This is a genomic window from Microcoleus sp. C2D2 (genome assembly GCF_036702495.1).
GTDB lineage: Bacteria > Cyanobacteriota > Cyanobacteriia > Cyanobacteriales > Microcoleaceae > Microcoleus.
This window is the reverse complement of record NZ_JAUBTO010000042.1, coordinates 1-26,983: the sequence shown is the minus strand read 5'-3', so window position 1 is coordinate 26,983 and position 26,983 is coordinate 1. Positions and strand designations below refer to the sequence as shown.

At 48.4% G+C, this 26,983-nt stretch carries 23 protein-coding genes; 9 read left to right on the top strand and 14 right to left on the bottom strand.

The annotated features are described in order from the left end of the window. Positions 1 to 13: 13 nt before the first annotated feature. From cas6 to cas2, 4 genes are all read left to right on the top strand, one after another. Complete coding sequence (gene cas6 / locus QUB61_RS15735; protein WP_333131457.1) at positions 14 to 850, top strand: CRISPR-associated endoribonuclease Cas6; 837 nt, start codon at positions 14 to 16, stop codon at positions 848 to 850. A gap of 170 nt (positions 851 to 1,020) precedes the next feature. After that, the gene (cas4, locus tag QUB61_RS15730; protein WP_333131455.1) at positions 1,021 to 1,614 is read left to right on the top strand and encodes a CRISPR-associated protein Cas4; all 594 of its coding nucleotides are present in this window, start codon (positions 1,021 to 1,023) and stop codon (positions 1,612 to 1,614) included. 22 nt (positions 1,615 to 1,636) lie between these two features. Further along, the gene (gene cas1d, locus QUB61_RS15725; protein WP_333131453.1) at positions 1,637 to 2,641 is read left to right on the top strand and encodes a type I-D CRISPR-associated endonuclease Cas1d; all 1,005 of its coding nucleotides are present in this window, start codon (positions 1,637 to 1,639) and stop codon (positions 2,639 to 2,641) included. Between the two features lie 16 nt (positions 2,642 to 2,657). Then, positions 2,658 to 2,930 carry a CRISPR-associated endonuclease Cas2 gene (gene cas2 / locus QUB61_RS15720; protein ID WP_333131451.1) on the top strand — a complete coding sequence of 91 codons (273 nt, stop codon included), beginning with the start codon at positions 2,658 to 2,660 and terminating at the stop codon, positions 2,928 to 2,930. Positions 2,931 to 3,377: 447 nt separating this feature from the next. Here the strand turns inward: cas2 and QUB61_RS15715 are convergent, their stop codons facing one another. Both QUB61_RS15715 and QUB61_RS15710 read right to left on the bottom strand, forming a co-directional pair. Beyond that, a complete protein-coding gene (locus QUB61_RS15715; protein WP_333131449.1) occupies positions 3,378 to 3,560 on the bottom strand; it encodes a hypothetical protein in 183 nt (60 codons plus the stop codon). Positions 3,561 to 4,111: 551 nt separating this feature from the next. After that, on the bottom strand, positions 4,112 to 5,032 hold the full coding sequence (locus QUB61_RS15710) for a glycosyltransferase (RefSeq protein WP_333131447.1): 921 nt from the start codon (positions 5,030 to 5,032) through the stop codon (positions 4,112 to 4,114). A gap of 571 nt (positions 5,033 to 5,603) precedes the next feature. On the opposite strand from QUB61_RS15710, the gene QUB61_RS15705 reads away from it, so the two are divergent. Continuing rightward, positions 5,604 to 5,822, top strand: coding sequence for a hypothetical protein (locus QUB61_RS15705; protein ID WP_333190018.1), 219 nt, complete (start codon positions 5,604 to 5,606; stop codon positions 5,820 to 5,822). 11 nt (positions 5,823 to 5,833) lie between these two features. Here QUB61_RS15705 and QUB61_RS15700 read toward each other — a convergent pair whose 3' ends face one another. Beyond that, positions 5,834 to 8,143, bottom strand: a complete 2,310-nt coding sequence (locus QUB61_RS15700) for an IMS domain-containing protein (RefSeq protein ID WP_333131443.1) — start codon at positions 8,141 to 8,143, stop codon at positions 5,834 to 5,836. A 579-nt stretch (positions 8,144 to 8,722) separates the two neighbouring features. Here QUB61_RS15700 and pdhA point away from each other — a divergent pair. Together pdhA and QUB61_RS15690 are read left to right on the top strand one after the other, a co-directional pair. After that, entirely contained in the window at positions 8,723 to 9,760 is a 1,038-nt protein-coding gene (pdhA, locus tag QUB61_RS15695; protein ID WP_333131441.1) for a pyruvate dehydrogenase (acetyl-transferring) E1 component subunit alpha, read from the top strand. A 223-nt stretch (positions 9,761 to 9,983) separates the two neighbouring features. Beyond that, positions 9,984 to 10,148, top strand: a complete 165-nt coding sequence (locus QUB61_RS15690) for a transposase family protein (protein ID WP_333131438.1) — start codon at positions 9,984 to 9,986, stop codon at positions 10,146 to 10,148. A 386-nt stretch (positions 10,149 to 10,534) separates the two neighbouring features. Here QUB61_RS15690 and QUB61_RS15685 read toward each other — a convergent pair whose 3' ends face one another. The 4 genes from QUB61_RS15685 to galT form a co-directional block, all read right to left on the bottom strand. Beyond that, positions 10,535 to 10,693: a hypothetical protein gene (locus QUB61_RS15685; protein ID WP_333131436.1), complete on the bottom strand. Its 159-nt coding sequence runs from the start codon at positions 10,691 to 10,693 to the stop codon at positions 10,535 to 10,537. 246 nt (positions 10,694 to 10,939) lie between these two features. Continuing rightward, positions 10,940 to 13,192, bottom strand: a complete 2,253-nt coding sequence (locus QUB61_RS15680; RefSeq protein WP_333131435.1) for a family 1 glycosylhydrolase — start codon at positions 13,190 to 13,192, stop codon at positions 10,940 to 10,942. Between the two features lie 535 nt (positions 13,193 to 13,727). Next, positions 13,728 to 14,843 carry a M24 family metallopeptidase gene (locus tag QUB61_RS15675; RefSeq protein WP_333131433.1) on the bottom strand — a complete coding sequence of 372 codons (1,116 nt, stop codon included), beginning with the start codon at positions 14,841 to 14,843 and terminating at the stop codon, positions 13,728 to 13,730. Positions 14,844 to 14,969: 126 nt separating this feature from the next. Then, a complete protein-coding gene (galT, locus tag QUB61_RS15670; protein WP_333131431.1) occupies positions 14,970 to 16,055 on the bottom strand; it encodes a galactose-1-phosphate uridylyltransferase in 1,086 nt (361 codons plus the stop codon). Positions 16,056 to 16,442: 387 nt separating this feature from the next. Between galT and QUB61_RS15665 the strand changes: the two genes are divergently transcribed. Next, on the top strand, positions 16,443 to 16,880 hold the full coding sequence (locus QUB61_RS15665) for a hypothetical protein (protein WP_333131429.1): 438 nt from the start codon (positions 16,443 to 16,445) through the stop codon (positions 16,878 to 16,880). Between the two features lie 154 nt (positions 16,881 to 17,034). Here the strand turns inward: QUB61_RS15665 and QUB61_RS15660 are convergent, their stop codons facing one another. The 7 genes from QUB61_RS15660 to QUB61_RS15630 form a co-directional block, all read right to left on the bottom strand. Further along, complete coding sequence (locus QUB61_RS15660) at positions 17,035 to 17,526, bottom strand: hypothetical protein (protein WP_333131427.1); 492 nt, start codon at positions 17,524 to 17,526, stop codon at positions 17,035 to 17,037. A gap of 227 nt (positions 17,527 to 17,753) precedes the next feature. Beyond that, a complete protein-coding gene (locus QUB61_RS15655; RefSeq protein WP_333132021.1) occupies positions 17,754 to 18,479 on the bottom strand; it encodes a hypothetical protein in 726 nt (241 codons plus the stop codon). Between the two features lie 181 nt (positions 18,480 to 18,660). Beyond that, the gene (locus tag QUB61_RS15650) at positions 18,661 to 20,544 is read right to left on the bottom strand and encodes a glycoside hydrolase family 2 TIM barrel-domain containing protein (protein ID WP_333132019.1); all 1,884 of its coding nucleotides are present in this window, start codon (positions 20,542 to 20,544) and stop codon (positions 18,661 to 18,663) included. Between the two features lie 343 nt (positions 20,545 to 20,887). Beyond that, on the bottom strand, positions 20,888 to 21,244 hold the full coding sequence (locus tag QUB61_RS15645) for an STAS domain-containing protein (RefSeq protein WP_333132017.1): 357 nt from the start codon (positions 21,242 to 21,244) through the stop codon (positions 20,888 to 20,890). A 148-nt stretch (positions 21,245 to 21,392) separates the two neighbouring features. Then, entirely contained in the window at positions 21,393 to 22,643 is a 1,251-nt protein-coding gene (glf, locus tag QUB61_RS15640) for a UDP-galactopyranose mutase (RefSeq protein ID WP_333132015.1), read from the bottom strand. A gap of 120 nt (positions 22,644 to 22,763) precedes the next feature. After that, on the bottom strand, positions 22,764 to 24,068 hold the full coding sequence (locus QUB61_RS15635) for a glycosyltransferase family 1 protein (RefSeq protein WP_333132013.1): 1,305 nt from the start codon (positions 24,066 to 24,068) through the stop codon (positions 22,764 to 22,766). 846 nt (positions 24,069 to 24,914) lie between these two features. Continuing rightward, entirely contained in the window at positions 24,915 to 25,949 is a 1,035-nt protein-coding gene (locus QUB61_RS15630) for an aldo/keto reductase (RefSeq protein WP_333132011.1), read from the bottom strand. A gap of 445 nt (positions 25,950 to 26,394) precedes the next feature. Here QUB61_RS15630 and QUB61_RS15625 point away from each other — a divergent pair, with 445 nt between their 5' ends. Beyond that, a complete protein-coding gene (locus tag QUB61_RS15625) occupies positions 26,395 to 26,796 on the top strand; it encodes a fasciclin domain-containing protein (RefSeq protein ID WP_333132080.1) in 402 nt (133 codons plus the stop codon). The last annotated feature ends 187 nt before the right edge of the window (positions 26,797 to 26,983 follow it).

Genomic DNA, 26,983 nt, shown 5'->3' with positions numbered 1-26,983 from the left:
CTATTAACCAATTATGCCACACAGTCTAGTCCTCAACATCCTTCCCCTGGCCCCAATTCCCCCCGGATACCTCACGGGAAGACACCTGCACGCCCTCTTTCTCACCCTCGTGAGTTCCGTTGACAAACAACTCGGCGATTACCTCCACGATGCTGCCGCTGATAAAGCTTTTACTCTGAGCCCTTTGCAAACTAAAAAATGCCCTTTCAAAAAACACCATTTCCTGGAATGGGAACACACACAATCGATTCCAGCACACTCTCTCTGTTGGTGGCGGATTACTCTCCTTGATGACACTTTATTTGGCAAGTTAACGAATCTTTGGCTGAATCTCAATCCCTCGAAGCCGTGGCACCTTGGCCCGGCGGATTTGCTGATTGCGAATATCCTCGGTACTCCTCAATTAGATCAACCTTGGGCTAATGCTTGTAGTTACTCTCAACTTTACGAACAAGCTTCAGAAACTAACCGCTTAATTGCCTTCAGTTTTGCGACTCCTACTACTTTTAGGCAAGGGAAATTCGATTCGGTGATTCCTACTAGAGATTGCGTTTTTAATAGTCTCCTCAGTCGCTGGAATAAGTACAGCCCGATCGCACTTCCCGATCTTTCCTTCGATGCACTTTTTTCGACATTTGTCAATATCCGAAGTGAAAAGTTGACTAACTATGAAAGCAATTTTGTCGGCATGGTTGGGGAGGTTAGTTATCGGATTTTGGGAGAGGTGGAGCCTTTAGCGATTAAGCAAGTTAATGCTTTGGCTGATTTTGCTGTTTACTGCGGGGTGGGGAGGAAAACTCCGATGGGGATGGGAATGACTAGGCGAATAGTTGTTAAAAAAAGTTCTTGAAACTTAACGTAAAACCCATAGTTAACTGGTTCCTAGGCTCTGCCTGGGAACCGATATCCAGAGGCTCTGCCTCGCTTGCTCGCGGAGGAAAATTGGAGGCACAGCCTCCGGATCTGTGTTACCAGGCAGAGCCTGGGAACGAGGAGAATCTGTTATAAACCCTTGGAATTATGAATGATTTTGATTACATTTCTATTGCGTCGCTTAACCAGTATTCCTATTGCGCTCACCGCTGCTGGCGGATGTTTTGTGCGGGGGAATTTGCGGACAATCAGTATACCATTGATGGGACAAGTTTGCACGATCGCGTTCACAGGATGGGCGAGATTAACCAGGATGAAACTTGGCAGGTGCGGGCGATTTGGCTGAAATCCGAGCGCTATAAACTGATTGGTAAATCGGATTTAATTGAGTCGGCTGAGGGTGAGTTTTATCCGGTGGAATATAAGCGGGGGCGGAAGGGGGAATGGGATAACGACGAGTTGCAAGTTTGCGCTCAAGCGCTTTGTTTGGAAGAAATGGCGGGGAAAAATATTGCGGCTGGATATGTGTATTACGCGCGATCGCACCAGCGGCAATTAGTGGAGATTTCTGAGCAATTGAGACAAGAGACGATCGCCACTATCAACGCTATCCAATTTTTGCTGCAAACTGGCAAAATGCCTCCTGCCTATTATAGCAAACGCTGTCTAGGTTGCAGCCTTTATCAGCAATGTTTGCCGCAAGCTGCACAGAAAGTCCTGCGGTATCAAGAAGCAAGTTAACCTGCAAATAGGAGAATTGACAATGGGAACAGTTTATATTACTCAAGAAGATGCTTTTATCGGCAAACTTGACGAACGTCTTACGGTTAAAGCTGACAAAAAAAATCTGTTGGACGTGCCATTAATCAAAATTGATGGGGTTGTTGCTTTGGGACGGGCTACTGTTTCGCCGGCTGTGGTTGTGGAACTTTTGGAACGTCACATTCCTTTGAGTTTTTTGACAGTAAACGGACGTTATTTGGGGAGGTTGGAACCGGAAATGACGAAAAATATTTTTGTGCGAAAAGCTCAGTGGCAAGCGGCTGGGGAATCGGAAAAATCGGTACATTTAGTGAGAGGGTTTGTACGGGGAAAGCTCAAGAATTACCGCAATACTTTGTTAGAGTGTCAGCGCAAATATTCTCCACAGGATTTGGAAAAGTCGATCGCACAATTGAAACAAGTCATCGCCTCTATTGAGAAAAGTTCGAGTATTAATTCTCTGCGAGGATTGGAGGGGGCGGGTAGTGCGACTTATTTTGGCTGCTTCAATCGGCTGATTCGGGTGCGGGAATTTAGCTTTGAAGTTCGGCGCCGCCGTCCGCCTACTGACGCGGTAAATTCTCTGTTAAGTTTGGGATATTCTCTGCTGCGGCACGATGTTCAAAGTGCGGTGAATATTGTGGGGTTCGATCCGTATTTGGGATATTTGCATTTTGAGCGCTATGGCCGTCCTTCGTTAGCCCTGGATTTGATGGAAGAGTTTCGACCTTTGGTAGTTGATGCTGTAGTGTTGACGGCGATAAATTTGCAGAAAGTTTCCCCTCAGGATTTTACGGCAGAACCGTTGAGCGGGGCGGTTTCATTAACAAAAGAAGGGCTGCACAATTTTTTGCGACTTTACGAGCAAAAGAAACAGTCAAAGTTCAAGCATCCAGTCATGGGAAAGTCGTGTACTTATCAAGAAGCGTTTGAAATTCAAGGGCGGCTGATGGCTAAGTATTTGATGGGTGAAGTTGATAAGTATCCACCTTTGATTTTGAAATAGGGAGGGCGATCGAGTTATGTTTGTTTTGGTTTGCTATGATATTTCTGAGGACAAGCGCCGCACTAAGATTCACAAAATTCTCAAGTCTTATGGGGAATGGAAGCAGTATTCGGTGTTTCATTGCGAGGTGACGGATACCCAGTATGCTCGGATGCGCCAACGTCTGAGTAGGGTGATTAAGTCGGAAGAAGATAGTATTCTGTTTCACTTTTTGTGTGCTTGCTGTCAGGGGAAGATAGAGCGGATTGGTGGCCGCGCACCGCTGGATACTACGATCTTTATGGTGTGATTTTGCGTCTGGCTGTAGGTGTTGAAGGGAGGGGGTGAATTTTAATGGCCCAAAGCTTTACTAGGACTGGGTTTGCAGTGGTTTGTACGTCATGGGGGTCAGACGCAAATGCTGTAAGGTTTACTGGGAGAGAGTTTGAGGTCTATTTGAATTTTGCTCCCTTGACAGGGCGATCGCTCAAATGGTATATTGATTGCATTCAGACGCAACTGAACCTTGAAAACCTTATATTTCAAGCCTCCCAGACCCCGGCGGCCGGAAAAAACCTAAAACCCTATCAGGGATTGAAACAAGCATCTCTTCACGTTCTGCTTTGCGCTGCATCAGCTGCCGGAAAAAACCTAAAACCCTATCAGGGATTGAAACACAGATAGCCCTATATATTATAAATACAAGGTTAAAGCCGGAAAAAACCTATTTCCCGATCTAGGGCTTGAAACGCCCAAACTACAAAATTATCGGCTCAAAAATAGACTTCTCCTCTCTCTTTCTATCTCCTCCCATAACCTCAAGCAATCGATCGACAACCCGCCTCCAAGTAAAATTTTGGGCCACAAAACCCGGACCCGCAACCCTAGCTTTCGCAGCGATTCCAGGCTGTTCGATCGCCCTTCGCATCAAATCAGTCAAATGTTCCCACTCAGGAGCTAAGTTGACACTCCCCTGGCTGAAGCCGAGGGGATTCTTAATTCAGCGACTGACCTTAAAATGTTCTGTCCTTACGGCAATACTTAAACCTTTCAACCGTGGGGATACCACCAATTGACGAGCCTAATTCAGAAGCATCCCAGCGGGTCTATCTCCAAAAGCGTACTAGGATATTTCCCTAGAGTTTGGGTATGCCCTACCCTACTTAACAATTCGAGCGTGAAAAAGTTTATTTGCTGGATTGAAACCTACATTTTCGGTTTCGACTGTTTATAGTGTTTTCGCCGCACTTTGTCCCCCAGTTTATGCCTAAAAGTGTGTCTCATGTCCTGTTTCACGATGGCAAGGGAGTTTAACCCTGACTGTTTCAGTTTACTATACTGTCCCGTTTTGTCCAAAGCTTTTTAAGGAAGTTTTTTGAATTAAAAAGATTGGATTTTGGGTTCATGACTGAGGTAAAGAGAACAGGCAGGATAAATCCTGCAACGCCCTTTCATCCCCGGACTGAAGTCACGGGGTTTTCAGGGTATTCCTTATAAAGTTTCCCCCTCCCTCGCCACAGCCATAAATTTACTTTCAATTTGCAGTGCAAAGTCCGAGCGCGTAAAATCATCCGTAGGGCCGCCCTCGGTGCAAATAACCGGCAAACCGCAAGCTGCAGCTTCCAACACCGGCAGATTAAAACCTTCTGCTAAATACGGAGAAACATAAGCATCTGCAGCTTGGTAAAACTCAGCTATTCGAGCAAAAGATAGCTGCCCGCCAGTATAAATTAATCTCGGTAAAACTCTCGCTCTTTCCGCATCGTCGAGCACAACTCGGCAGGCTTCGGCAATCTCGTCTCTCGACGGATAAAGCAGTTCTGAACCTTTTAAAACTAATCTGGCATGGGGATATTTGTCAACTACCGCAGCGAAGGCTTTTAATAAAGGGCGAATACCTTTGCGGTCCGTTTGCCCTCCGATGTTTAAAAATATAAAATAGTTTGACCAGCCCAAGCTTTCGCGCAGCGATTGACGCCGATCGCCCGAGACAGGATAATAAATTTTAGGATCGATTCCCAAAGGTACCACCGCAATGCGATCGGCCTCAACACCGCTGCGAATTAACCCGGCTTTTGATCGCGCCGACAGTGTAATAATTTTCGTTTCTGAATTAACCGCAGTTTCTGCGATCGACTTAACCCCCATCGCCTGCAATACTGTACTCGTAACAATCCCCCATTCTGTCGCTGCAAATACCCAAGTTGCCGCGCTGCTGGATGCCGAGAAGTCCTGCGGGCAGTACATTCGCAGCGTAACATCCGCTGACTGATTTACCGCAGGGCTGTTAATGCTGCGGAGTAAAGTTTCATTTAGGCGATCGAACAAACTAAATTTCGTCTCCCAAGCTGCGTCTATATAGGGCATATCGCGGTGGAAAAGCTCAATTTGTCCTCGCGGGCGATCGAGCATTTCCAGCAGTTGAAATTGATTTTATACGCAATAGGAATGATAAATAAAACGCCAGCCTTCAACAATAATCTGCAATTCAAAACTCCAGTCCCAAAATTTAAAGTCATAGCCGAATAAATAAGGAACAAGGAACAAGGAACAAGGAACAAGTTATTGGTTATTTGTGATTGGTTATCTCAAATCCCGCGGCATCGGAATTAATATTACCCAAAGTCAGCACGCGACGCCTGGCCCTTCTTAGTGTCAACTTAACTTCTAACCCAGTCATATCAATTCCGGTTTGACTATTAAACTTAGAGCCCGCCTAGCCCTTCAACCAGTCACCTACCAAATTAGTATAAATAACTCGGTTTGACTGTTAAACTTAAAGCCCCCCTAGCCCCCCGCCGGAGGGAGAAGAGTCCGATCGAAGTCAACCCCTACTCCCCCTTAATCAGGGTGGGACAAAAGTCTTCTCTTTCGTCCCCCGACTATCAGGGGGATTTAGGCGGATCTAGACTCAGGTAAAAACGAGATTTATCAACGCTTTCAGGCGATTGTTGACACCAATGGGCAGTACAGTTTCCCGAAAATGAATCGGGCGATAGTTACATCTGGTGCGATCGCGATCGCCCTGACCCCTCGCCCGTGCTACGATTATTTTCGGGTAGGGAAACGGCACCGTGCCGTTTCCAGAGTTGCTATCATCTCGAGGAGTGCAACCGGAATTGATATTATTTGTTATTGGTTACTAGCTGGCGGCTGCCAATTCCTAATTACTAATTCCCCATTACTAATTCCCAATTACTAATTACCAATTCCTTACTTTATCACTTGCCAATCCATAATCCGCCACTCTCCCTCTTGGCGGATCAAATCGTAGCGCACCCGCAGGTTTTCGTTGCGCGAAGAAACCGGCTGATCGCGATCGAACACTTCGGCTTTTTCTGATACTTGGGTATCTACTTGGACGCGATCGGGATTAGTCGGATTTGTGGTAACTCCATTAACTTGCAGCTTGTGTACATAACGCTGGTGAGCGTTGTTTCGCTGTTGAGCTTCTGCCATTAATTGCCAGCGAGACAAAGCCGGTTCTGTGAGAACTTGCTTTAATTCTTCGACAGCGTGGTTAGGGCCCAAAGCCGCTGCTTTCGCCGACAGCCAGCTTTGAACTAAGTCTCTTGCTGCTGTCTCAGTCATTGCTCCCGACGCCGCGGCGCTGGGCTCTGGAGCCTGGGAAACAGGGGGGATTTCTATAGGCGGTTCTTCCAGCCCGACTCGGGCGTGCTCACCTTCCAGGGATGGGCCCGAGAGGGCTTGTATCGCGCTCGCCAACAGACTGAGTATTAACCACAGAAATAACAGGCTCACAACACCTGCAACTAGAAACAGAGCCAGCCTGTTTCGAGGCATGGACTTGACTTTGGCGGAAATTTGTGCTGCCTTGCTGCGGCTTCGATCGACCAAATCGCCTGTTAGGCCCTTGCCGCTTGCTCCGCTGCGCCCTGAATTTTTGCGTCTGCGCGGTTTGGAAGTCGAGTCTGCAGGCTGTCGGGCCGTACCTGTCGGGAGAGAGACGGCGGCAGCCGAGCTCGGCACGGTCGCCGTTGCCGGGGATTTCGGCCCTGAGGCTGCGGTGGAGGCGCCGGTTGGTACGGGGGTCAAGGTGACGGTACTGGCTCCCTGCTTGCCCGATGGTGGGGGTACTGCTGCGGGCGATCGGCCTGCTGTCGGTTGCAGTCGCCCTGGGGGTTTGCCGGAGCGGGGCTGCACCACCACCCATTCGTTGGCGGTTTCTGCCTCAAGCGGCAAAGCTTCTAGGTAAGCTTGTACTTTCGGGTCGGCAAAGTAATCTTTCAGGGATACTGACTGGTTGGCCAAGTCGCGGAAGTGGGGAAACACTTCTTCTTGTAGCCAGTGTTCGGCGTACAAGCACAGTCCGGGCAACAAATCGGGAGAATCTTGGGAATGTTCGCGAATGAAGGCGAGAGGCTCTTTTTCCGAACTGAGTTCCAGGGCCCTGCTGGCTTCTTCTGTCTGGCCCAGCAGCAGGGAACAAACGGCTTTTTCCAGGTGAACGTCTTGGCGGCGACCGAGCTGCATCAGCATCAGCTTGGCGCGACGGATCATTGATGGCTGTCTGGCGGCAAATCCTTGGGCTAACAGGGTGTAGACCGAGAGGTAAGTGGCGACTGCAGAGGGGCGGCCGGCTTCTGCTTCAAATAAAGCCTGCTGCTCGCTGCTGGTTAGGTGTTTGCGCATTTGCTGCACGAAGCGCAGGAAGTCTTCTATTCCTAAACCCGATCGATCGTCTCCCGAACCGTCGATGCCGCCGCGTTCTTGAAGCATTTCTCGCAGGATTTGCAGTCCCTTGCGACGCTCGGCGACTTTTTCTTCGGGGAGGGATAGTAACTCTAAAATGTTGTACGGACGCAGTTTGTATAGGTCGGCTTGCATTTCACCCCTCACGCTTGGAAATAGGCTTTCGCGCAGCAGCAGTTCTTGACCTGCTTCTAATGATTTTGCAGCATTTTCGTACTGACCTTGCTGCCACTGTTCGCGGCCGAGTTCTAGACAGGCAAGGCTGACGGTTAAAACTATATCTGGCCGCACGAGCTCTTTGTCGCCGAAACGACCTTCGGCGATCGCGATGCTGCCATTGTTGAGATACGGGCGACCCAGCTTCTGTACGAGTTCGTATTCCCCCAGTTCTTGCAGTACGAGCAGGGCTCCTACGAATTGGTTGTCATCGATTTCAATACTTGGAGTGTGGGGGTCGGGAGCCGCCTCTAAAGCCTTGGACTCTGCAGCAGCGGTTTCTCCTGCGTCTTGCAAAACTGTGGCCGTGCCTGCTGAGGTTTTCGACCTCTGGTGCTTGGCTTCGAGTGCGGCTTCCGACTCTCGATCGTAAGTTTTGGCTAAAAAACTCGCATCATAAGCTTTGCGCCCGTCTGAGTCTGACAGAACGGCGCAGGCTTCATCGAGCAGTTGTTTGCGGGCGACGATCGCAACTTCGGAATACTCCCTGCGCGGAAGCTGTAAAGTTCGATCGCGGTGAGCCTGCTGCAACTGTTCGGCAGTAGCTTGAATCGGTAGACCCAAAATCCGGTAGTAATCTAGTGGAATTAACACTCGTCCACTTCCCCAAAGCGCTAGCAACTGAATTAGCCTATCTTAAGTGAGATACTCCCGCAAACCAAATCAAAAATTCTGGTGTTGGCTTCCAACCGCCCAATTCACGGTATCTTGGACTTGCCGTAGAGATAATCTGATTTTTTTCCCTCTACAGCGTTTTACAGTGAGGAAAATGCCAAACCCCACTGCCCGTCAGCTACATGAGTGGTTTGACTTGCAGAGCATTTTCGGGTTTGAGAGTAATGGAATTATATCATTCGTTGGCATCGGGTTTAGATGGGAGTTGGTTCTCCGATCCCGGGCCATCCGCCCTGCCCTACTCATTTTAACAATTGGTGAACTCCTGCACAGAAAAGGTGCGATCTTTTTCTGCTGCGGTTGTGTCCCATCTGGGTTTAAACTGAGATGTTGCACCATTCTCAATAAGCCTTTTATGAACGGGCTCTGGGATCCGTTCCACAAGAAAATCTATTCTTTTTTGTGGAACAGGCTACGGAAGCCTGTTCTGGAGAATGGTGCAAGATGTGAGTTTAAATTTAGATGTCTAGGAAGCCGATCGTCGGGTATTAATTATTTATGGTTCAGGAACGGACTTTACCAGTTTTTGACGCGCAAAGCGTAAACCTTTCTCGGGATGAGGGCTTGATGCTCTACGAGGATATGGTCTTGGGGCGCTACTTTGAGGACAAGTGTGCTGAGATGTACTACCGGGGCAAAATGTTTGGTTTTGTCCACTTGTACAACGGTCAGGAAGCTGTGTCTACAGGCGTGATTCGATCGATGCGCCGGGATGACACCGATTACGTTAGCAGCACCTACCGCGATCACGTTCACGCTTTGAGCGCGGGCGTCCCGGCGCGGGAGGTAATGGCGGAGTTGTTCGGGAAGGAAACTGGTTGCTCGAAGGGCCGCGGCGGTTCGATGCATATGTTTTCGGCCGAACACCGACTGTTGGGGGGCTATGCTTTTGTGGCTGAGGGGATTCCTGTAGCTACCGGGGCGGCTTTTCAATCGAAGTACCGGCGCGAAGCTTTGGGGGATGAGAGTTCTGATGGGGTGACTGCTTGTTTTTTTGGCGATGGTGCTGCAAATAACGGGCAGTTTTTTGAGTGTTTGAATATGGCGGCTTTGTGGAAGTTGCCGATTATTTATGTCGTGGAAAACAACAAATGGGCGATCGGGATGGCCCACGAGCGAGCTACTTCCGATCCGCTGATTTACAAGAAGGCTCATGCTTTTGGCATGGCTGGTTTTGAGGTTGACGGGATGGATGTTTTGGCGGTGCGGGAAGTCGCGAAAGAAGCTGTAGCGCGGGCGCGAGCCGGCGAGGGACCGACTTTGATCGAGGCTTTGACTTATCGCTTTCGCGGCCATTCTTTGGCCGATCCTGATGAGTTGCGTTCTAAGGAAGAGAAGGAATATTGGTTCCCCCGCGATCCGATTAAGAAGTTGGCTGCTGATTTGATCGATCGAACTTTGGCAACTGCTGAAGAATTAAAAGAGATCGATAATAAGATTCAAGCAGTAATTGATGATGCGGTAGATTTTGCTGAGAAAAGCCCCGAACCCGATCCTAGCGAATTGTATCGGTTTATCTATGCTGAAGATGAGTAGTTAGTCCGCGAGCGCACAAACTCGAATTGTAGGGTGCGCCCATCAGCACCTTACAATTCGAGTTCGCGATCGCACGGGCGGTCAAAAAATTGTGAGGCCGTCGGGCCAAGAAATCGTAGATGTAGTAGTGGGAGAAACTGTGGCAACGGCGAACATAAAAATTTGCCGCTCCCGACGTGAAGAATAAAGTGAGGGACAAAAGTTCCAAGCAAATTAAGCATATTTGGGGGAATTAGTCATTGATAGTCCTGACAAAAAAACTAGAATTCAAGACATTACTTCGGAACACAAACAAGAAAATCAAAAAAAGGCTAGAAAAAGAATAGTGGTAGAACGTCTAATTAGATTAGTGAAAAATTTTAGAGTAGCAGCCGAGAGATTTCGCTGAAAACGGGAAAATAATTATGAACCAGTAATATGGGTAGTATGTAGATTAATCATATCAAATCCGTTAGCATAGTCCTGTATTCATCTCTGTGTTCTCTGACTCTGCGTTAAGAGCGTACTCTGCGGTTTAATCATTCCAATGCAACCGGAATTGATATCACATGGCGAATAGGGGCAACACTTATGTGTAACTAAGATTAGTATAAACAGCAAAAAAATAGTTACAGGCAGTCAATAAAACAAGGGAAATTTTTAGTGATATAGCAACCGCCAAGACGGTTAGGACATTCTTAATCGCTGAAACCATTGCTATTAAGCTGTTGTGCATTTAAATTGTATATTTCGAGTCCCGATCAAAAATCGTCAAATCCTCTCCCCCTCTCCCCTTCACCCCCTCTCCCTCTCTAATACCATAGGCAATCTAGATGCAACACAGCTTACTGCTTCTTCCTTCTTCCTTCTTCCGACGGACATCGGACTGACATCCGTTACATCCGTTACATCCGCCCTTGCGAATCCGTTGCCGAACTTCCATCGGACTGACATCCGTTACATCCGTTACATCCGTTACATCCGTTACAGAATCCGTTGCCGAACTTCCTTCTGCTATAAATCTTTAAACAATTATTTGACCGTTAGTTTATGGCGGCCTGCTCTTGGAGGGCAGGCCGCCATAAACTAACGGGGGAAAAAGCTTGAGAGTTTTTGGAGATGTATAATATATCGCGCTCCCCCTGTTACTGAGAGGGTAGATCCAGCCTGAGACATATTAACTCCTTCCTACTCGAAAATCTAAGCTCGTTGCCGATCGGCGAAGTAGCAGGACATGGCATGGTCAAGGTCGGGGAGTAGCAAGCCACGCTCGCTGCCGAGAACGCTGTAAGTGGGACGCGCAGCGGCAAAACCAAGTTCTCGCGTAGGACGAGCTTCGACACCAGACGCATCAACACCCGCTATAGAAGCCGCCAGTCGCGCCAACTCGGTCCAACTGATCGCACTCTTATTAGCTAAATGCCACAAGCCGTACTCGCCGTCAATTAACAAATCGAGGCTGGCATGCACCAAATCCGGGACATAGGTAGGCGAAACAACCGAATCCTCTGCGGTTACGAACCTCTGCCCAGCAGCCAACTGACGCAGTGCGATCGTCACGAAGTTATACTCATCCCACGGCCCGAAGAATGCACTCGTGCGGATTACTAGCGCCGAGGGATTAGCCTGTAAGACCCGCGCCTCCGCTAGAGCTTTGCTGCGCCCATAAACGTTGAGGGGTGCAACAGCGTTGCTTTCTACATAAGGGGTAGCACCAGCCCCATCGAATACAAGGTCTGATGAGAACGTAAGCAGCGCCACTCCCACATCAACGCAAGCAGCAGCGAGGATGGCTGGGCCCTCAGCATTCACCCGCAGACAGATGTCAGGTTCGCGTTCCGCATCATCCACGCGAACGTACCCAGCAGCGTTCACAACCGCCCACGGATTCAACTCAGTAAGAGCGGCACGGACAGACGCGAGGTCGGTAATGTCCATCTCTTGGCGTGTCAGGAGGTGGTATGGGATGCCCCGGAGCTCGCACAGGCGGGCAAAAGCCTTGCCCAGCGTTCCTGTGGCTCCAACAATTGCCAGCGGACGCACAGGCTGGGGCTTGCTAATTGCTAATTGGGAATTAGTCATGTTCTTTTCCAGCCGCCAGTCTTCAGGCCCCATAGCCCAGTTATCCTGCTGCCCATCTGCGCAACAACTATAAGGTGGATAAAGCAGCCTCACAGGTCGGCGCCACCATCCAGGCACGTCGAGGACGGGGTGATCCGGCTGGCGTCCCTCTGCTAAATCCCGTACCAGCCGGGCCAGGGCAGTCGGGCGCGGATGGGAACCGCGCAAATCAAATACTCCCGACTCATAGTAGCCATCGGCGCGGGTCAGCAAAACATTCCAGTCAAACGTACCCAAGAGAGACCAAACAGTCACCCCACGCACGTCCACGCCCTCGCGACACATAGAAAGCGCTGCCTGCCATACTTCATAAAGCCAGCGCAGTTGCTCCTCGCGAGTGCAACCGAGGTGTGCCTCTGTCACGGCGATTGGTAGCCCGTAGCGTTCCCATGTCTCTTTCATCAGCCCGCGCACACCGGCTGTACCCTCAGCACAGACGCGCACTGCCTCTATGTCGACGTACTTGTCTTTCTCGTTTCCGCAAACCGAGGAGTCTGGGTAGTTTTCTATGCGTTCATCCAGAAAGCGTTCGCTGGTTACGTAATAATTAAGCCCCAACACGTCTGGCGGGCAGGGATTCTCCAGGAACCAATCGAGTTCGGCTTCCTCAATGCCCAAGTAGCATAGGTAACCCCACATCGGGCGAGACCGATTCAAGCGACCGCACAGCAAATCGAAGCTCAACCAGCGGCGCTCGTTCTCAAATTCTGCCTGATACGCGAGTAGGGGCGTGCTGTAAGTTTTACCCATGTCCTCAGTCTGCACCAGTTGTGCCGCAGGGTTTACCTCACGAATTGCCCGCATCGAGAGTACAGTGGCACGGCACTCTATCAACAAGGCACGGGCGAAGGTTATTCCATCGAGTCCGTGAGGATACCAGTGACCGTAGAGTCCGCTAAATCGCGCCGTGGTCAGTGGCTCATTTACAGGTGTGTAACGGTCTACCCACGGATAGCGCTGTGCAACCGCACGGGCGAACTCGGCTAGTTTCTCAGGGAAGCTGGGATCGATGAGGCTGGTATGGCGGGGACCGCTGCCGTGGTGAACTAGACCAACGATTGGATGAATGCCGAGTTCGCGCAAACGACCCAGTCGCTCATCCGCCCACGACCAGTCAGCACTCTCTAAACCATCGGGTGCAGTCCGTTCCCACAGCACGGGGTAGCGCATGGCACGCACGCCCAGTTCTGCAAACAGGTCGAGGTCCTCTAGGCGTGTGGCGTGACCGCTGCGCTCCAACTGGTCGAAATACTCGTCGCCCACGCGGTTAACAGTGCATTCTACTCCACCCCATACCTCTAGGGGTCCGATTGCGATTGCCTCTGTGTTCATTAGAAAAATGGGTAGAAACCCCGTCCTTTTAGGACGGCTTTACAATTGAATGGGGGGGAGGATTAGTCCCCCGTTAAGCTTGCTACCGCCTTGGAACTACTAAATGCCGTGTACTTTTGTGCTGTACTTTCGTCGGGACAATTGCCGGCTGACACTGTTTGTCCTGTACGCATAGCAAGTGGCGGTAAGCCCGTGTGTATATATCCCTTCGCTACTGACTATTCGAGAGGTTACAGACTAGGGAAGCATCCAGTAACGTCGTTCGGTGTACCACCACCAGATAGTTCAGTTTGGGTTCTTGACCCGCAAGCTAGACACTGTTTTAGTCTCAGATTTAAAAGGTGGTGAGCCTTTCTCTTCTTTGCCCCATGCCTTTAGGCTGGGGTTGGTGACTAGATTAGTGTTTTACTACAGGGGTTGCATATTTAAGATATTTGTTTTGTCGATCGGTGACGACATCTATTAGATAGATATATATAGATAAATAAATTAGTTTTTGTGGGGTGGGCAGGAGAACCCGCCCCCAACATATAAGTTAAAGCCGATCGCCCCATCTTTCCATTGGCACCGGCCGCAACCTTCCCGCTACTTCTACACTCGGCCAATTCGGATCGAAAGTCAAATTCTCCAACGTTCCATCGCTGTGAATTACAAAGGTATCCTCAATTTTGGCTCCCGACAAACTCGGATTCCAAGCCACAGCCATATTTTCGGCTAACATATCTGAAGTAGCCGGATTTGCCACAACTTCTCGCGCCAAATATCCGGTAGTTCCGCCTTGATGGTGTTGCCTAATTGCTTGAGGATATCCCTCCTCTTCGTAAGCAGCTTTCAGCGTATCATAAACCGCATTCAGCGATACTCCCGGCCGGCACGAATTCAAGCCTGCTGCTTCAATTTCTCTGACTTGTCGGTGCAACTCTGAATGATTTTCCCCAAGAAAGTCAAAACTGACAAATCGGGTTAAATTTGCATACAAACCCCATCCCCTCGCGCAAAATACTAACATTGCTTGTCGCCCAATTTCTTCGGCGGTTGCGGTGGCGTGGCGGTACAGCGGCAAACGCCTTTCTCCAGCAACTAATGTCAGGGCTGGATGCAAACCTCTGACCCACAATGCCTGTGCACCGGCTCCCGCTAGCTGATATTCTGTCCATGTCGGTTTTGCAGCAGAAAGTACCTCTGTCATGGCTTCACTGGCTAAACGCCCGACTCGTCGGTATCGCTCTAATTCGCTTGGCATCATTGTTTGTTTGCGAGACTGTAAAGATGCGATTATTGGCGTTTCTTTGGGATAAATTGGCCGATCGCTCATGACGTTACCGCCACCAGTAATTTCTTTGACAAAAGCTTCGCGCTGTGCAACATCTGCCCAAGGATAGATGTGCATTTGAAAGTTGCCAGGAATTTCTTCGTCTTGCAAGCGCTGGGCTTCGATTTCATCGGTGAGAACCCAAGCTGTTTCGGCGGTGATTAAAAGTTCTGCAACTCCGGTTTCTGCGGTAAGCAATACTGTATGGGAACCGCCGGCTGTGGCCCAAGCAAACCAGTCTGTGCCTCGCAAGCGCAGGGCGATCGCTCCTGTTTCGCTTAAGGCTTGGCGGATGAATTCGAGTTTGCTGTCAACTTCTGGATTTAATGAGTGTATCATAGATGAAAGTTCGGTAACGGATGTAACGGATGTAACGGATATAATGCATCTGAGGAAGAAGGAAGAAAATCAATGATTTTAGTTAGCGTTTCCTCAATCTAAAATCTAAAATCTAAAATCTAAAATCTAAAATAGATGGACGGATACGGCTTGCAATTCTTTCGCTTTTTCTTCGGGTAAAGCGTCGTTAGCAAACATTCCGGCTGCGAGTTCGGTTCCTGCTAGGTATTTTAGTCGATCGCTCGATCGGTAGGGCGGATAAAATTCGGCGTGCAAATGCGCTTCTGGATGGGGTTTCCCGTCTGTGGGGCCTTGAAACCAAGCCATCAAATAAGGGAATTGGCGGTGCCACAAACCGTCGTATTTAAGGGCGACTGTTTTTAAGGCTTTAGCGAGTCCTTGACGCTGTTTTTCAGTAAGATCGATAAATGTGGCCGTCGGTGCGATCGGCGCAATCCAAACTTCGTAAGGGTAGCGGGCGCAAGCGGGGACAAAGGCGATCGCCTCGGAGTCTAAATAAAGAATTCGCTGTTTGTCAGCAATCTCTTTTTGAATCATATCTTGCAGCAAACCGCTACTGTTTTTTTCATAGTAAACCGACTGACATTCTAACATCCGCGCCGGCACTGGGGGCACGAAGGGATAAGCGTAAATCTGACCGTGGGGATGGTGCAAAGTTACTCCTACTTCGACGCCGCGATTTTCAAATGGCAAGACGTATTGAATTTCGGGATGGCTGCCAATAACTGAAGTGCGATCTGCCCATACTTCTAACAGCAATTCTAAGTGAGATAACTCTAAAGAACCGAGGGAAGCCAGCGGATCTTGAGTAAACACTACCACTTCGCAAATGCCGTGAGCGGGCAAAGTTTCCACAATATTTGGAGGTGCGTTTTTTGCCTGCAAAGTCATCGAGGGAAAGCGGTTGTCAAAAACTGCTACGTCGTAATCTCCCGGCGGCAATTCTGTGGGAAATTTGGGATTAATTGTAGCAGCCAGGGGGTTGTATTCCGGCGGCGGCATGAAAGTTCTTCCCTGGCGGTGGCTGGCGTATGCTACCCATTCCCCGCGCAAAGGATGCCAGCGAAAGTGCGGGTTTGCCTGTACCGGTTCATTGCTGGGACTTACGGCCGCAATACCTTCTGGGATTGGGTAGCGGCTGTAGAGTGTGAGTGGGCGGCCGTCTGGTTTTAGCAATGTTTGGGAGTGCATTTTTTTGGGCGCGCGATCGGCTTTAATATATTTTAGAAGTATAACTTCCTGTGTGGAAAACCCGCCCCTACCTAAAGTCGCAAATTATGTTAAAAAGATACTCGGCGGTTGAAACCGCGTCTTGTCAAACTTTCGTCCGCCTAAGCGCTCTAAGCGCTGGCTTCGCCCACGCGGACTAAACAATAAAGGGGGTATTTAAGCATGATTTGGTTGGATGCCTTCGATCGCACTTTCGTTAGTTGGCACCATTGCCATTGATATCGAAGTTTTCTATGATGGGAATTTCTGAAGGTGAGGATGCTACTATTGGCAGATTGAGATAAACTATGATGTTGAGGCGATCGGTAAGGCAAGTATTATTTAGGTGGTCAGCAGAGGCTAAAAGTTATGAACAAGGATTTGAAACGACTTCGGAGAAAATATCCAGAATTGATTCCTTCAATACCAAAAGTTTTTTACTCAGAATTTGATGAGGCTCTCATTCGCCAAGCCTGCTTAGAATACTGGAGCATCCATGACTTTAACTGGAGCAGTTATATCTTCGCACAACTAAATTTTACACCAACGGTTGCTCAGGATTTTTTACTTTCTGATTTTCCAGGTGACATGGCTTCTGCTCTCTCAACAAAAGTCTTTGAAGATTGGTATAAATCAACTATCCTTATCATTAACGATCGGGAAGAAGTAGAGCGAAAAATTCGTCTTTTTTGCATTGTTGTTTGTGGAATTGGTAAAGCAATGCAATTAATTAGTAAGGAAATGAAGTTATCGAGTGAGGATTTATTTAATTCAGCCCTGGTGCTGACTGAGATCCAGAAAGATTAAGCACTTGTTCCGTAACATCATCCAGGCTTAATTATAGTTAATTCGCCAAACATCATATCATCTGAGGGTAAGCGATAGAACTCGGAAATTTTTAACGCAGATTTAGTATAAGGTCTGCTTCGGCGCACCCTACAGTATTATTAGATCGAAGTTTTTACTCGTGCAACTTCAGCAGCGGTTCAATCTGCTGCCTTTGAAACTGCAATTCATCCGCCAAAGGCTGGTAAATTTCCCGATCGCCCGATTCATTGCAATAATCCCACAAACCATTGTAACAGTGCCTGTCGTCGTCCCAACCCGGATGGTTGACAATCGGATACAAGCAGATTCCCTCTATCGGAACTCCTGCTTTCATCGCCGCCACTACCTCAGTGCACACATAATTAAACCAAATCGGTCTAAAATCGTCTTCAGCGCCTGTTTCTGCTACGAATAACGGGCGGCCGTAGCGATCGAACACTTCTTGCAGTTGTTCGCGAAAAGGCCGGTACAGCGGATCGGTGTACTTCATCGGCTCTTCCTTGTGAATGCACTGATTGCGATCGTAATAATTCACCCCAATAATATCGAGATATTTTTCCTGACCGCCGAGTTCGGGGCGAAAACGTCCGGCCAACATATCCCAAGCTTGATATTGAGTTGACATACCTCCTCGCCCTATAAGTGCGAGGATTCCTTGACACTTCACAGCAACGTGCTACCGGAGTAGTCTTACCATCGCTCCATGTCCGTTTAGAGTCTCCCAATGCCCTATGGCGACTTTTTTGTTTTGTACGCAAGTAAAATACTTGTTTGCCTTCAGGGCCGGATTTTCCTATTGCCCTTTCGCTTCCCCTATTTCTGATCGCAACTCTGACAGGACTTTCAACCTTGCTATTTATTTCGGAGTATCTTAAATCCGGGCGGGTCTGTGACCATGTATATTTTAGCAAAGCCGTCCTTAAAGGACGGGGTTTTAGACCCAGATTCTCGATAAGCGATCGCCTCGTCTCGATCCTCGGGTTTGTCTGGATCGCCAATAACGTTAATTACGGGGTCGGTTTGAACGATGCGACTGCGGGGATTCACTTCCCAAACTGATTCTATCGCTGCGATCGCTGCTTTGACTAACTGGATTTTGAGATCCTCTCCCCTGCCTTTGGCAAAGGGATTGATGTAGGCGAAATCGCCGCCGGCCCAGGCAATAAATGAAATTTCATTGACAGGTGTCACAAAAGGTGTTTGGTCGGTTTCCTCCGTCAGCACTTCCATAAAAGCGCACACCATCTTGGCAAACCTGGACACGAATTCAGGACTGAAAATATCAATATCGTCGGGCCAGCCGTAGTGAAACAAATCCCAAATTACCTGCATTTTGGTGTCGCGGGCGGCGCGGATTATTGGCCCTGCGCTGGAAAAATCGTATTTTTCGGGCGACTGTTCGATTAAGTGCCAGCAGATGCCTTCGCGGACTGTGTAAATGCCTTGCTGTTGCAAACGTTGGTAGTCGGCCGCTGCAAATTTATCGTGACAGGTGGCGGCTGTTACATTAAGGCGTTTTCCCGATCGCAATCTGTGGGTGGAACATTCAAAACCTCCCATGAAAAAGCTTTGAAACATCAATCCAATGGCTAATGGGGCATTAAGGTTTGTAGTCAGGGCTTGAACCCTTAAATCTTAAGTATAAAAAACTAAAGTCCTTACTACAAACCCTATTTTTGTAAGAAGTATATCGGTAAAAAGTGAAAATGAAATCAGAAAAAAATCTGAGATTTTTACTTTTTCCTTGCCCAATTACCCCTTAGCACTGAGTAATAACTTGCGACTGTACACTTTCTTCGGGAATATCCCTGCCGAGAGTTGCCGCGGCCATCGCCTCTAGGGGAAACTTCGGAGTGCGATCGGCATACAGCAAACCGTTAGCTTCTTGGTAAGTATCAGTCAACTGCGTGTAACAAAATCCACTGAACATTTCCACTTTGTTTACCACCTTCAGCAGCGCGGTGTAGCGCCTTTGCAGTTCCTTCGTGTCCCACGCGCGGATGTAGCCCCAAACTCTGTAATAATCCGGGTTTTCGTGGCCGGCGCAGGCGATGCCGCCGAATTCTGTCAGCATCACCGGCTGTCCTTGGTGCGGGTGGCCGTCCAGGGTGAGGATGCGCCCTCCCGGACGCCCGCGATCTAATAAATCGGATAGCTGGACTTCGGGCCCGTAGCGCTTGGCTAGGGTTTGCGGGTTGTTGTCGTAGTCGTGAATCGCCAGGATGTCGGTATCGATGCTTTCCCAGCCGTCGTTACCGATGACGGGGCGAGTCGGATCGAGGGTTTTTGTCAAGAAATACAGCGCTTGCACGTAGTTGCGGTGGGCCGCAGCTTCCACTAAATTCGGAACTCCCCAGGATTCGTTGAACGGCACCCAGACTACGATACAGGGGTGGCTGGCGTCGCGGTCGATGACTTCGGTCCACTCCCGCGTCAGCCGGTCAACGGCTTTGGGAGTGAAGCGGTAGGCGCTGGGCATTTCTTCCCAAACTAGGAGCCCGAGCACGTCGGCCCAGTACAAAAATCGGGGGTCTTCGATTTTTTGGTGCTTGCGGACGCCGTTGAAACCCATTGCTTTGACTAATTCGACATCGTGGCGCAAAGCTTCGTCCGAAGGCGCAGTCATCATGGTGTCGGGCCAGTAACCTTGGTCGAGCACCAGCCTCAGGTAGTAGGGGCGGCCGTTGAGCATGAAGCGATCGCGCTGGATGCTGACCGTCCGCATGGCGGTATAAGATTTAACCTCGTCGAGTAGTTTGCCGTCGGCCCACAACTGCACTTGAGCGTTGATTAATGTCGGTTTTTCGGGACTCCACAGCAATTCGTTGCGGTAGTCGTCGATACCCGGGTCTGAGAGGGCGATGCGGCGGTGGATTTCGCCGTTGATGACTTCGTAGGTGTCGTTGACGAGCAGCATACAGCCGATCGACAGTTTAACTTTAATCTGAGTTCCCGACTGGCGATCGCCCGCGACAAACGCTTCAAAACCGATTTCCCAGCGTTCAAACTGCGGAGTCCAGCGGATGCGCTCGATATAAGTGTGAGGCACCATTTCTACCCAGACTGTCTGCCAAATACCCGTCGTGCGCGGATACCAAATACTGTGCGGCTCTATTTGCCAGTCTTGCTTGCCCCGCGGTTTCTCCAAATCTTGCGGGTCGTCCTGGGCCCAGACTGTCACCCGCTGCGGCCCGCTGAGGTTCAAAACTGCTGTAATGTCTGCAGTGAAAGGAGTGTGTCCGCCTTCGTGTTGGATGACAAACTGACCGTTCACCCAGACGCGGGCGCGGTAGTCTACGGCCCCGAAGTGCAGCAGCACTCTGCTTTCTGTGTGGGGTAAGTCAAATTCGCGTTCGTACCAGCAGTTGGCGTGAAAATTCGTGTCCCCGATCCCGCTTTTTGCCGATTCTGGTGCAAACGGCACTTCTATAGTGTGAGTCCACTCAGAAATATCGATCGGCTGCACGCAGCGTCCCGCGTCGTCGTAAGCAAACTTCCACTGACCGTTGAGACAAATCCAGTTGCTCCGGCGCAATTGGGGGCGCGGATAACCAGTTTTCCGCCCTTGAACAGTTACCTTGCTGTCTATAGTGGCAGACTCTTCAATATCACAATTTTCTAGCTCTCTACCTAACCAGCTCATCGGCACATCTACCCGAAGTTATATATATAGGTTAGCGACAATTAGCCCGACTTTGACAAGTTTTTTGCTGATTAATTTGTAAAAGATTTGTAAAAGATTTGTAAAAGTTTAGCAAATTAAAACAGCCTCATCTAAAGGCTGTCTCGTGCTGAAGGCAGAAGTCATTAGTCATTAGTCATTAGTCATTAGTCATTAGTCATTAGTCATTAGTCATTACTCAGAAGGAAGATTTTTCCGATCCCCGACTCGGACACTCGGACACTCGCTCGCCTTTCCCAGTGTCCGCCTCTCCCCCTCGCTCGCCACTCTGAGTCTGGCACTCTCCCGAGATCATAACTCTAGTTTAGCTGGCAACACTTTGCAAACCACCTAACGGTTCAGTTAGCTCACTTTTGAGGGGAACGTCTTCTAAAGGCGGCAAACACTGAAATATTTGTTCGAGTCCCGTGAGTTCAAATAGGATTCTAACTTCTTCGCTCATAGCCGATATCAAAAGTATACAAGCGCTGTCTCTAACTAATTTCACGATCGCCACTACAGCCATTAACTCCGAATTTTTCAAGAAATTAATTTTTGAGAAATCGAGCATAAGAATTTTGCCACCACTTTTAATTAGGCGCTCTATTTCTTTATAAAAATACGGAAATTGAGAAGTTTGCAAAATCTCATGAGACAAAAGAATTTTAACTATCACTCTCATTATCACCTCAACCCTTGTTTGAATTGTTAAATAAATTTTGCTCCCAACCGAGTATGGTGAGCCGTGCATACCTTACCTTTTTAGCTATCGCTGTAGGGTGTACGCGGCTCACCAGACATTTTGGCCCTTACAAATTCACAGCTTCCAGCTAATTGCTAGCAGATTTGCCGTTGCCGTTGCCCTTCCCGTTACCGTTGCCGTTGACAGCAGCGACTTCTAGAGAAGCTGCGGCTGGGCTCTCGACCGCTGCATTTGAGGAGCTTACATTAGAGGCAGAACCGTTAACATTCGCCACCAATTCAATCACCGGCTTGGTAGTAAGTTGATTGTAAGTTGTCAGAGCTTGAGCGACCACTTGATCCATGTTGTAATACCTGTAAGTCGCCAGCCTTCCCACGAAAGAAACTCCCGGAGTTTCATCAGCCAAAGCCTTATATTTCTTGTAAATTTCGGCATTTTCTGGACGAGGAACCGGGTAGTAAGGGTCTCCCTCAGCTTGAGGATATTCGTAGACAATGCTAGTTTTTTGATGCTCTTGTCCGGTGAGGTATTTAAACTCCGTGCAGCGAGTATATAAATGCTCGTTGGGGTAATTTACCACCGGTGCTACTTGGTGTACGGGTACGTTCAGCGTTTCGTGCTTGAATTCCAAGGAACGGTAAGGAAGTTTGCCGTAGCAATAATTGAAATAGGAATCGACCGGCCCGGTGTAAATCATTTCCCCGTAAGGGATAAAACCCTCAATCTCGCGGTAGTCGGTATTCAGCATCACCTTGATGTTTGGGTGAGAAAGCATCTTTTCAAACATCCGAGTGTAGCCGTGCAGCGGCATTGCTTGATAGGTATCGGTGAAATAGCGATCGTCCCGGTTAATGCGAGTGGGTACGCGCGCAATCACTGAGTTGTCTAGTTCCGACGGATCCATTCCCCACTGTTTGCGGGTGTAGTTGCGGAAGAATTTCTCGTAAAGTTCGCGGCCGACTTTGCTGACAACGACATCTTCGGAAGTGCGAATGTAATCCTTTGGTTCTGCTACTTTCGCGAAGAAATCTTCTACTTCAAATGAGGTGAGATTCAGTCCGTAAAGTTGGTTGACGGTGTTGAGATTGATGGGAATTGGCAGCAGTTGACCGTCAACGCTGGCGAGGACGCGGTGTTCGTAGGGCCGCCACTCGGTGAAGCGCGAAAGATACTCGAAAACTGGGCGCGAATTCGTGTGAAAAATGTGGGGGCCGTATTTGTGTACGAGGATACCGTGGTTGTCGTAGTGATCGTATGCGTTCCCACCGATGTGGTTGCGGGTATCAATTATCAGGACTGTTTTTCCGGCTTCATTTGCTAGTCTTTCGGCAATGACGCTACCTGCAAATCCTGCACCGACAATTAAATAGTCAAACATTAAAAAAACCTCTGATTTGTAGTAAGGTAAGTGGTAATTTGTAATCCACAAGCGAGAAGTGTTGAGTGTTAAGTTTTGAATGTGTAAATTGGTAAATCTTTAACTTAAACCTCAACCTTCTTAGCTTAAAACTTTCATCCGGTCTGTAGCGTTCTGCCTTTTGCCGTCGATCGCACGTTCGATCAACGCCAGCATTTCGCCCAAGGTATTGTCCCAAGAATTGTCTGCTAAAAAGGCGTCTACTTCGCTGAGCCACTTGGTGCGAACGTCAGAACTTTCGCTGAATATTTCTTCGGCACAAGCAACGAATTCTTCTGAATTGCTAGCAATCCGAACCAAGCCGTTTTCTCCGTAGGGCCGCACCACGTCGCGGATAGGAGTAGAAATCACAGGTTTGCCTGCTGCGAGGTATTCTGGAGTTTTCGTCGGACTAATAAACTTAGTCGATTCGTTAATCGCAAAAGGCAGCATGGCTATATCCCACCCGGCAAGATACGCTGGCAGTTCTTGATAAGATTTGCCGCCGAGATAGTGGATATTTGGGTGAGTTGGCAGAGTTTCCGGATCGATTTTTACCACCGGGCCAATGATGACTAAATGCCAGTCCGGTCTTGCTTGGGCCATGCCCGCCAGCAGTTCGATATCCATGCGTTCGTCTATGACGCCATAAAATCCCAAACGCGGGTGAGGAATGTCTTTTTGATCTGCCGGTTCTTCTGAAAGATTCCTGGCTGTCGCAAAGTGTTCTTTTTCGATGCTGCTGGGGAAGGGGTGAATGTTTTCGTGCTGGTGCTGTTTAGCTTCGTAAAGGCTGTGTCCGCCTGTAAATACTACGCTGGCGCGGTTTAATAGTTGGTTTTCATTGGCTTTTAACTCGGGGTGTGCGCCTTTGAATGCTGACAGTTCATCCATGCAGTCGTAGACTACAGCTAGCGGCTTTAAGTGGTTTGTGAAACTGACAGCCATTGGTGTGTAATACCAGAGTATGTACTGACTGATGTCTGCCGCTCGAAACAAATCATCTAGCATGGCTTGCTGAGCAGTTTGTGCTGTTGCTTCGCTGGTTCCTTCGCTGAGGTGCGGTACTATTACCCAGACTCCGCTTTCGTGGATGCTGACATCAAGCCACCAATCTGTACCCGCGCTCAAAATAGGTTCTTCTACAAAGAATACGCGACGATTTTTGGCACAGCGACTCAAGAGATGTTGCGGACGCTGATAGACAAAATTCCACCGCAGATGAGACAGGCAAACTAAATCCGGTGCATCTAAAGCATCAGCTTTTTTTGATAAGTTGGCGCGCAATGCCGGCGAGGCAGCGAATTGAGAGGGCGATTTGGCTGAATCTATAGAGGTAAATCGGATCTCCCATGCTCGACCTTTATTGCTATAATTATTGTTTACTGAGTTTTCTGGGGGGGACATAATTAGCCTCTGGAATTTGTCACTGAAAATTTGTCAATAGGATTTCTTTCTCAGCAGTTTCTTACTGAAAGTTGAAAGCCTCAATCTGAGAAATTTTATTGACGAGCAAGCGCCGCATTCATTGAACCAAACAAAGAAACTGTTTAGTTGCGGAGAAAAACGCTTATCTGCTGTTTTCCAAATTGAAACTTGGAGATAAGTTAATATTGTTTGACTTGCTATTGCTGTTAACTGTAACCCATTTTTTCTGCCTTTACTTCTATCTGAAGGATGAGTTCTCTCTCAGGAGGCCTTTAGCTTACACGCTGGTTCAAAGGCGGTTAAAGTGCCGATCGACCTTGTAAAATGACTTTTAACAGGCAGGTACGGGCTGAAAAAAGAGCGAGTTTTATTGCTTTATTTGGAGAGGAAAGAAAATTTGCGATTCCCTTCGGGATAGCTTCGCTCGCGGGGGTTTATGTTGCTTTTTGATTGGACAAACCTTGCTTTTTTACACTCCTCCGATCGCTTGTTTTAAAAATTTGTATCCTACTATACAGAAATTGAAAGATATTTCTGACTTCCGATAGATTAACAATTGAGAGTTTATGGAGTGGGGTTAAACTTGCATCTTGCACCTTGCTCAAAAATCCTCAAGAAACCGGGGAAGGGCGACGATCGACCTAAAATTGTACGCGAGTCGGTGGCCAGAAACCAAGGTGATGAGATTGGCGATGTGGGGGTGAGGTTAAACTGACGCCCAGAGCACCAATCTCAATCATCTCTTTAAGGGCGGGTGGGCCGATATCTGCGATCGAGCGCCAAATATCCACGTAAACCCGCCCAGACTAGAAGATAGTAGCAATTTTAAAGTCTGCGGTCAATTTTTGCCAGTCCTCCTCCAAAGGCAAAATCTTGCACCGTCGAACTCTTTAAGAAATCGTGGGGAAAACCCAATTCAATTGCACTTACTTTGTCTAACTGCTGCATTTGTTCCGGGGTTAATTGAAACTCCAAACAAGCGAGATTTTCCTGAAGTTGCGAGAGTTTGCGCGAACCCACAATCGGAATAACTTCGACTGGCTGTTGTCGCAGCCAATTTAGGGCTACTTGAGAAGCAGGTTTCCCTATTTCGGCTGCTATTTTGCTAACTTCGTCAGCAATTTTGAGGTCTCGTTCGTTAATTTTTCCCGATTCAGGTGAATTAAGCCGTTTAGCTTCGCTGGCGGTTTCTGAAGTGTTGTATTTTCCTGTCAGCAAGCCCGATGCTAAGGGGCTCCAAGCTGTGACGCCAATATCAAAGGCTTTTGCCATAGGGATCAAGTCTCGTTCGGGAGTTCGCTCTTTTAAAGAATACTCGATTTGCAAGCCGATAAATGGTGTCCAACCGCGCAGGTGGGCGATCGTATTTGCTTGAGAAATAATCCAAGCCGGCGTATCGGAAATGCCGATATAAAGAATTTTGCCGGCGCGCACCAAATCGTCAAAAGCGCGCATCACTTCTTCAACGGGTGTCGTAAAATCCCAAGCGTGCAGCCACAGCAAATCTATGTATTCGACTTGCAGCCGCTTCAAACTTGCTTCTACTGCTTGCACCATATTTTTGCGGTGGTTGCCGAAACCATTGATTTCGCCGTTTTTCATGTTGAGGCTATACTTAGTGGCAACTACCCATTTTTCGCGATCGGCTGCGATGAACTCGCCGACATATTTTTCGCTAGTACCGTTGGTGTAGAGATTGGCGGTATCAATGAAATTGCCGCCCGCTTCTGCAAAGGCGTCGAACATTTTACGGCTTTCCTCGTAGGAGCTCCCCCAACCCCACTCTTCCCCAAAAGTCATGGTTCCGAGGCAGATTTCGGAAACGCGAAGTCCGCTGTGACCTAGTAGTTTATATCTCATGTCACCGTTGCGCTAGTTAATGGTTGTTAACAGTTTAGATCGGCATTTTTGAAACTGTTGCCATCAGTCGGGGTGGCGGGCTTTTACGCCGCCTTAGGACTGTGCTGGATATTGAATGTTTTGCCAAGTCAATCAAAATGTCGCAGCACGGGCGAGGGCGAGGGATCATCGCCCCTGCATTTACTTTCAACACCGCGCTTTCAACACCGCGCAGGGGCGATCCTCTTAGCAATGTATTTAGGATTACATGGCTAAAGTAAAATACAGTAAAGTCAAAAGACTTTTATCTACCTTTAGATAGGTATTTTTATGAAATGAGTTAAATAAAAAAAATTGCTATCTTGAATATCACAAAATCAGACAGAACCAGAGAAAAAATTAATGTAGCTAAATTAGCTTTTTAGCGTTATGGTGATTTATAGATTACAAAAACTAGGTGACTCACTTGGCTGACATCGTTGATACCGCCGTTTCGGCTGGATCTTTTACTACCCTAGTTGCTGCCGTGCAAGCGGCTGGTTTAGTAGATACTCTCAAAGGCGCTGGCCCCTTCACAGTTTTCGCGCCTACTGACGAAGCTTTTGCTAAGCTTCCCGCAGGTACTGTAGAATCACTGCTTAATGACATTCCTAAGCTGACAAAAATCCTGACTTATCATGTCGTTTCCGGCAAAGTTTTGGCTGCTGATGTAGTAAAGCTGACATCTGCCAAGACAGTTGAAGGTTCAGAAGTGAAAATTGATGCTTCCAATGGCGTAAAAATCAATGATTCTACCGTTACAACAGCCGATGTTGTTGCTGATAATGGCGTCATCCACATTATTGATTCCGTCTTGCTTCCTGCGTAAGCACAGACTTAGATAGGGCAATACTATCTTGAGGGCGGTGGCTATAGTTAGCCGCCGCCCTGTTTTCGCTGAGGTTTAAATATTTTACGCGGCTCGATAATTAAAACTATGGATCGCGAATTAAATAACTTACAATTTTAATTGTTATTGTGGGATGGGCGTCCCGCCCGTCCTTTTTGGACGGGCG

Bases quoted from the DNA above. Each gene is read 5' to 3' on its own strand.
- cas6 (WP_333131457.1), top strand. From the start codon at position 14: ATGCCACACAGTCTAGTCCTCAACATCCTTCCCCTGGCCCCAATTCCC.
- cas4 (WP_333131455.1), top strand. From the start codon at position 1,021: ATGAATGATTTTGATTACATTTCTATTGCGTCGCTTAACCAGTATTCC.
- cas1d (WP_333131453.1), top strand. From the start codon at position 1,637: ATGGGAACAGTTTATATTACTCAAGAAGATGCTTTTATCGGCAAACTT.
- cas2 (WP_333131451.1), top strand. From the start codon at position 2,658: ATGTTTGTTTTGGTTTGCTATGATATTTCTGAGGACAAGCGCCGCACT.
- QUB61_RS15710 (WP_333131447.1), bottom strand. From the start codon at position 5,032: ATGCTCGATCGCCCGCGAGGACAAATTGAGCTTTTCCACCGCGATATG.
- QUB61_RS15705 (WP_333190018.1), top strand. From the start codon at position 5,604: ATGAATCGGGCGATAGTTACATCTGGTGCGATCGCGATCGCCCTGACC.
- pdhA (WP_333131441.1), top strand. From the start codon at position 8,723: ATGGTTCAGGAACGGACTTTACCAGTTTTTGACGCGCAAAGCGTAAAC.
- QUB61_RS15685 (WP_333131436.1), bottom strand. From the start codon at position 10,693: ATGTCAGTCCGATGGAAGTTCGGCAACGGATTCGCAAGGGCGGATGTA.
- QUB61_RS15680 (WP_333131435.1), bottom strand. From the start codon at position 13,192: ATGAACACAGAGGCAATCGCAATCGGACCCCTAGAGGTATGGGGTGGA.
- QUB61_RS15675 (WP_333131433.1), bottom strand. From the start codon at position 14,843: ATGATACACTCATTAAATCCAGAAGTTGACAGCAAACTCGAATTCATC.
- galT (WP_333131431.1), bottom strand. From the start codon at position 16,055: ATGCACTCCCAAACATTGCTAAAACCAGACGGCCGCCCACTCACACTC.
- QUB61_RS15665 (WP_333131429.1), top strand. From the start codon at position 16,443: ATGAACAAGGATTTGAAACGACTTCGGAGAAAATATCCAGAATTGATT.
- QUB61_RS15660 (WP_333131427.1), bottom strand. From the start codon at position 17,526: ATGTCAACTCAATATCAAGCTTGGGATATGTTGGCCGGACGTTTTCGC.
- QUB61_RS15655 (WP_333132021.1), bottom strand. From the start codon at position 18,479: ATGTTTCAAAGCTTTTTCATGGGAGGTTTTGAATGTTCCACCCACAGA.
- QUB61_RS15650 (WP_333132019.1), bottom strand. From the start codon at position 20,544: ATGAGCTGGTTAGGTAGAGAGCTAGAAAATTGTGATATTGAAGAGTCT.
- QUB61_RS15645 (WP_333132017.1), bottom strand. From the start codon at position 21,244: ATGAGAGTGATAGTTAAAATTCTTTTGTCTCATGAGATTTTGCAAACT.
- glf (WP_333132015.1), bottom strand. From the start codon at position 22,643: ATGTTTGACTATTTAATTGTCGGTGCAGGATTTGCAGGTAGCGTCATT.
- QUB61_RS15635 (WP_333132013.1), bottom strand. From the start codon at position 24,068: ATGTCCCCCCCAGAAAACTCAGTAAACAATAATTATAGCAATAAAGGT.
- QUB61_RS15630 (WP_333132011.1), bottom strand. From the start codon at position 25,949: ATGAGATATAAACTACTAGGTCACAGCGGACTTCGCGTTTCCGAAATC.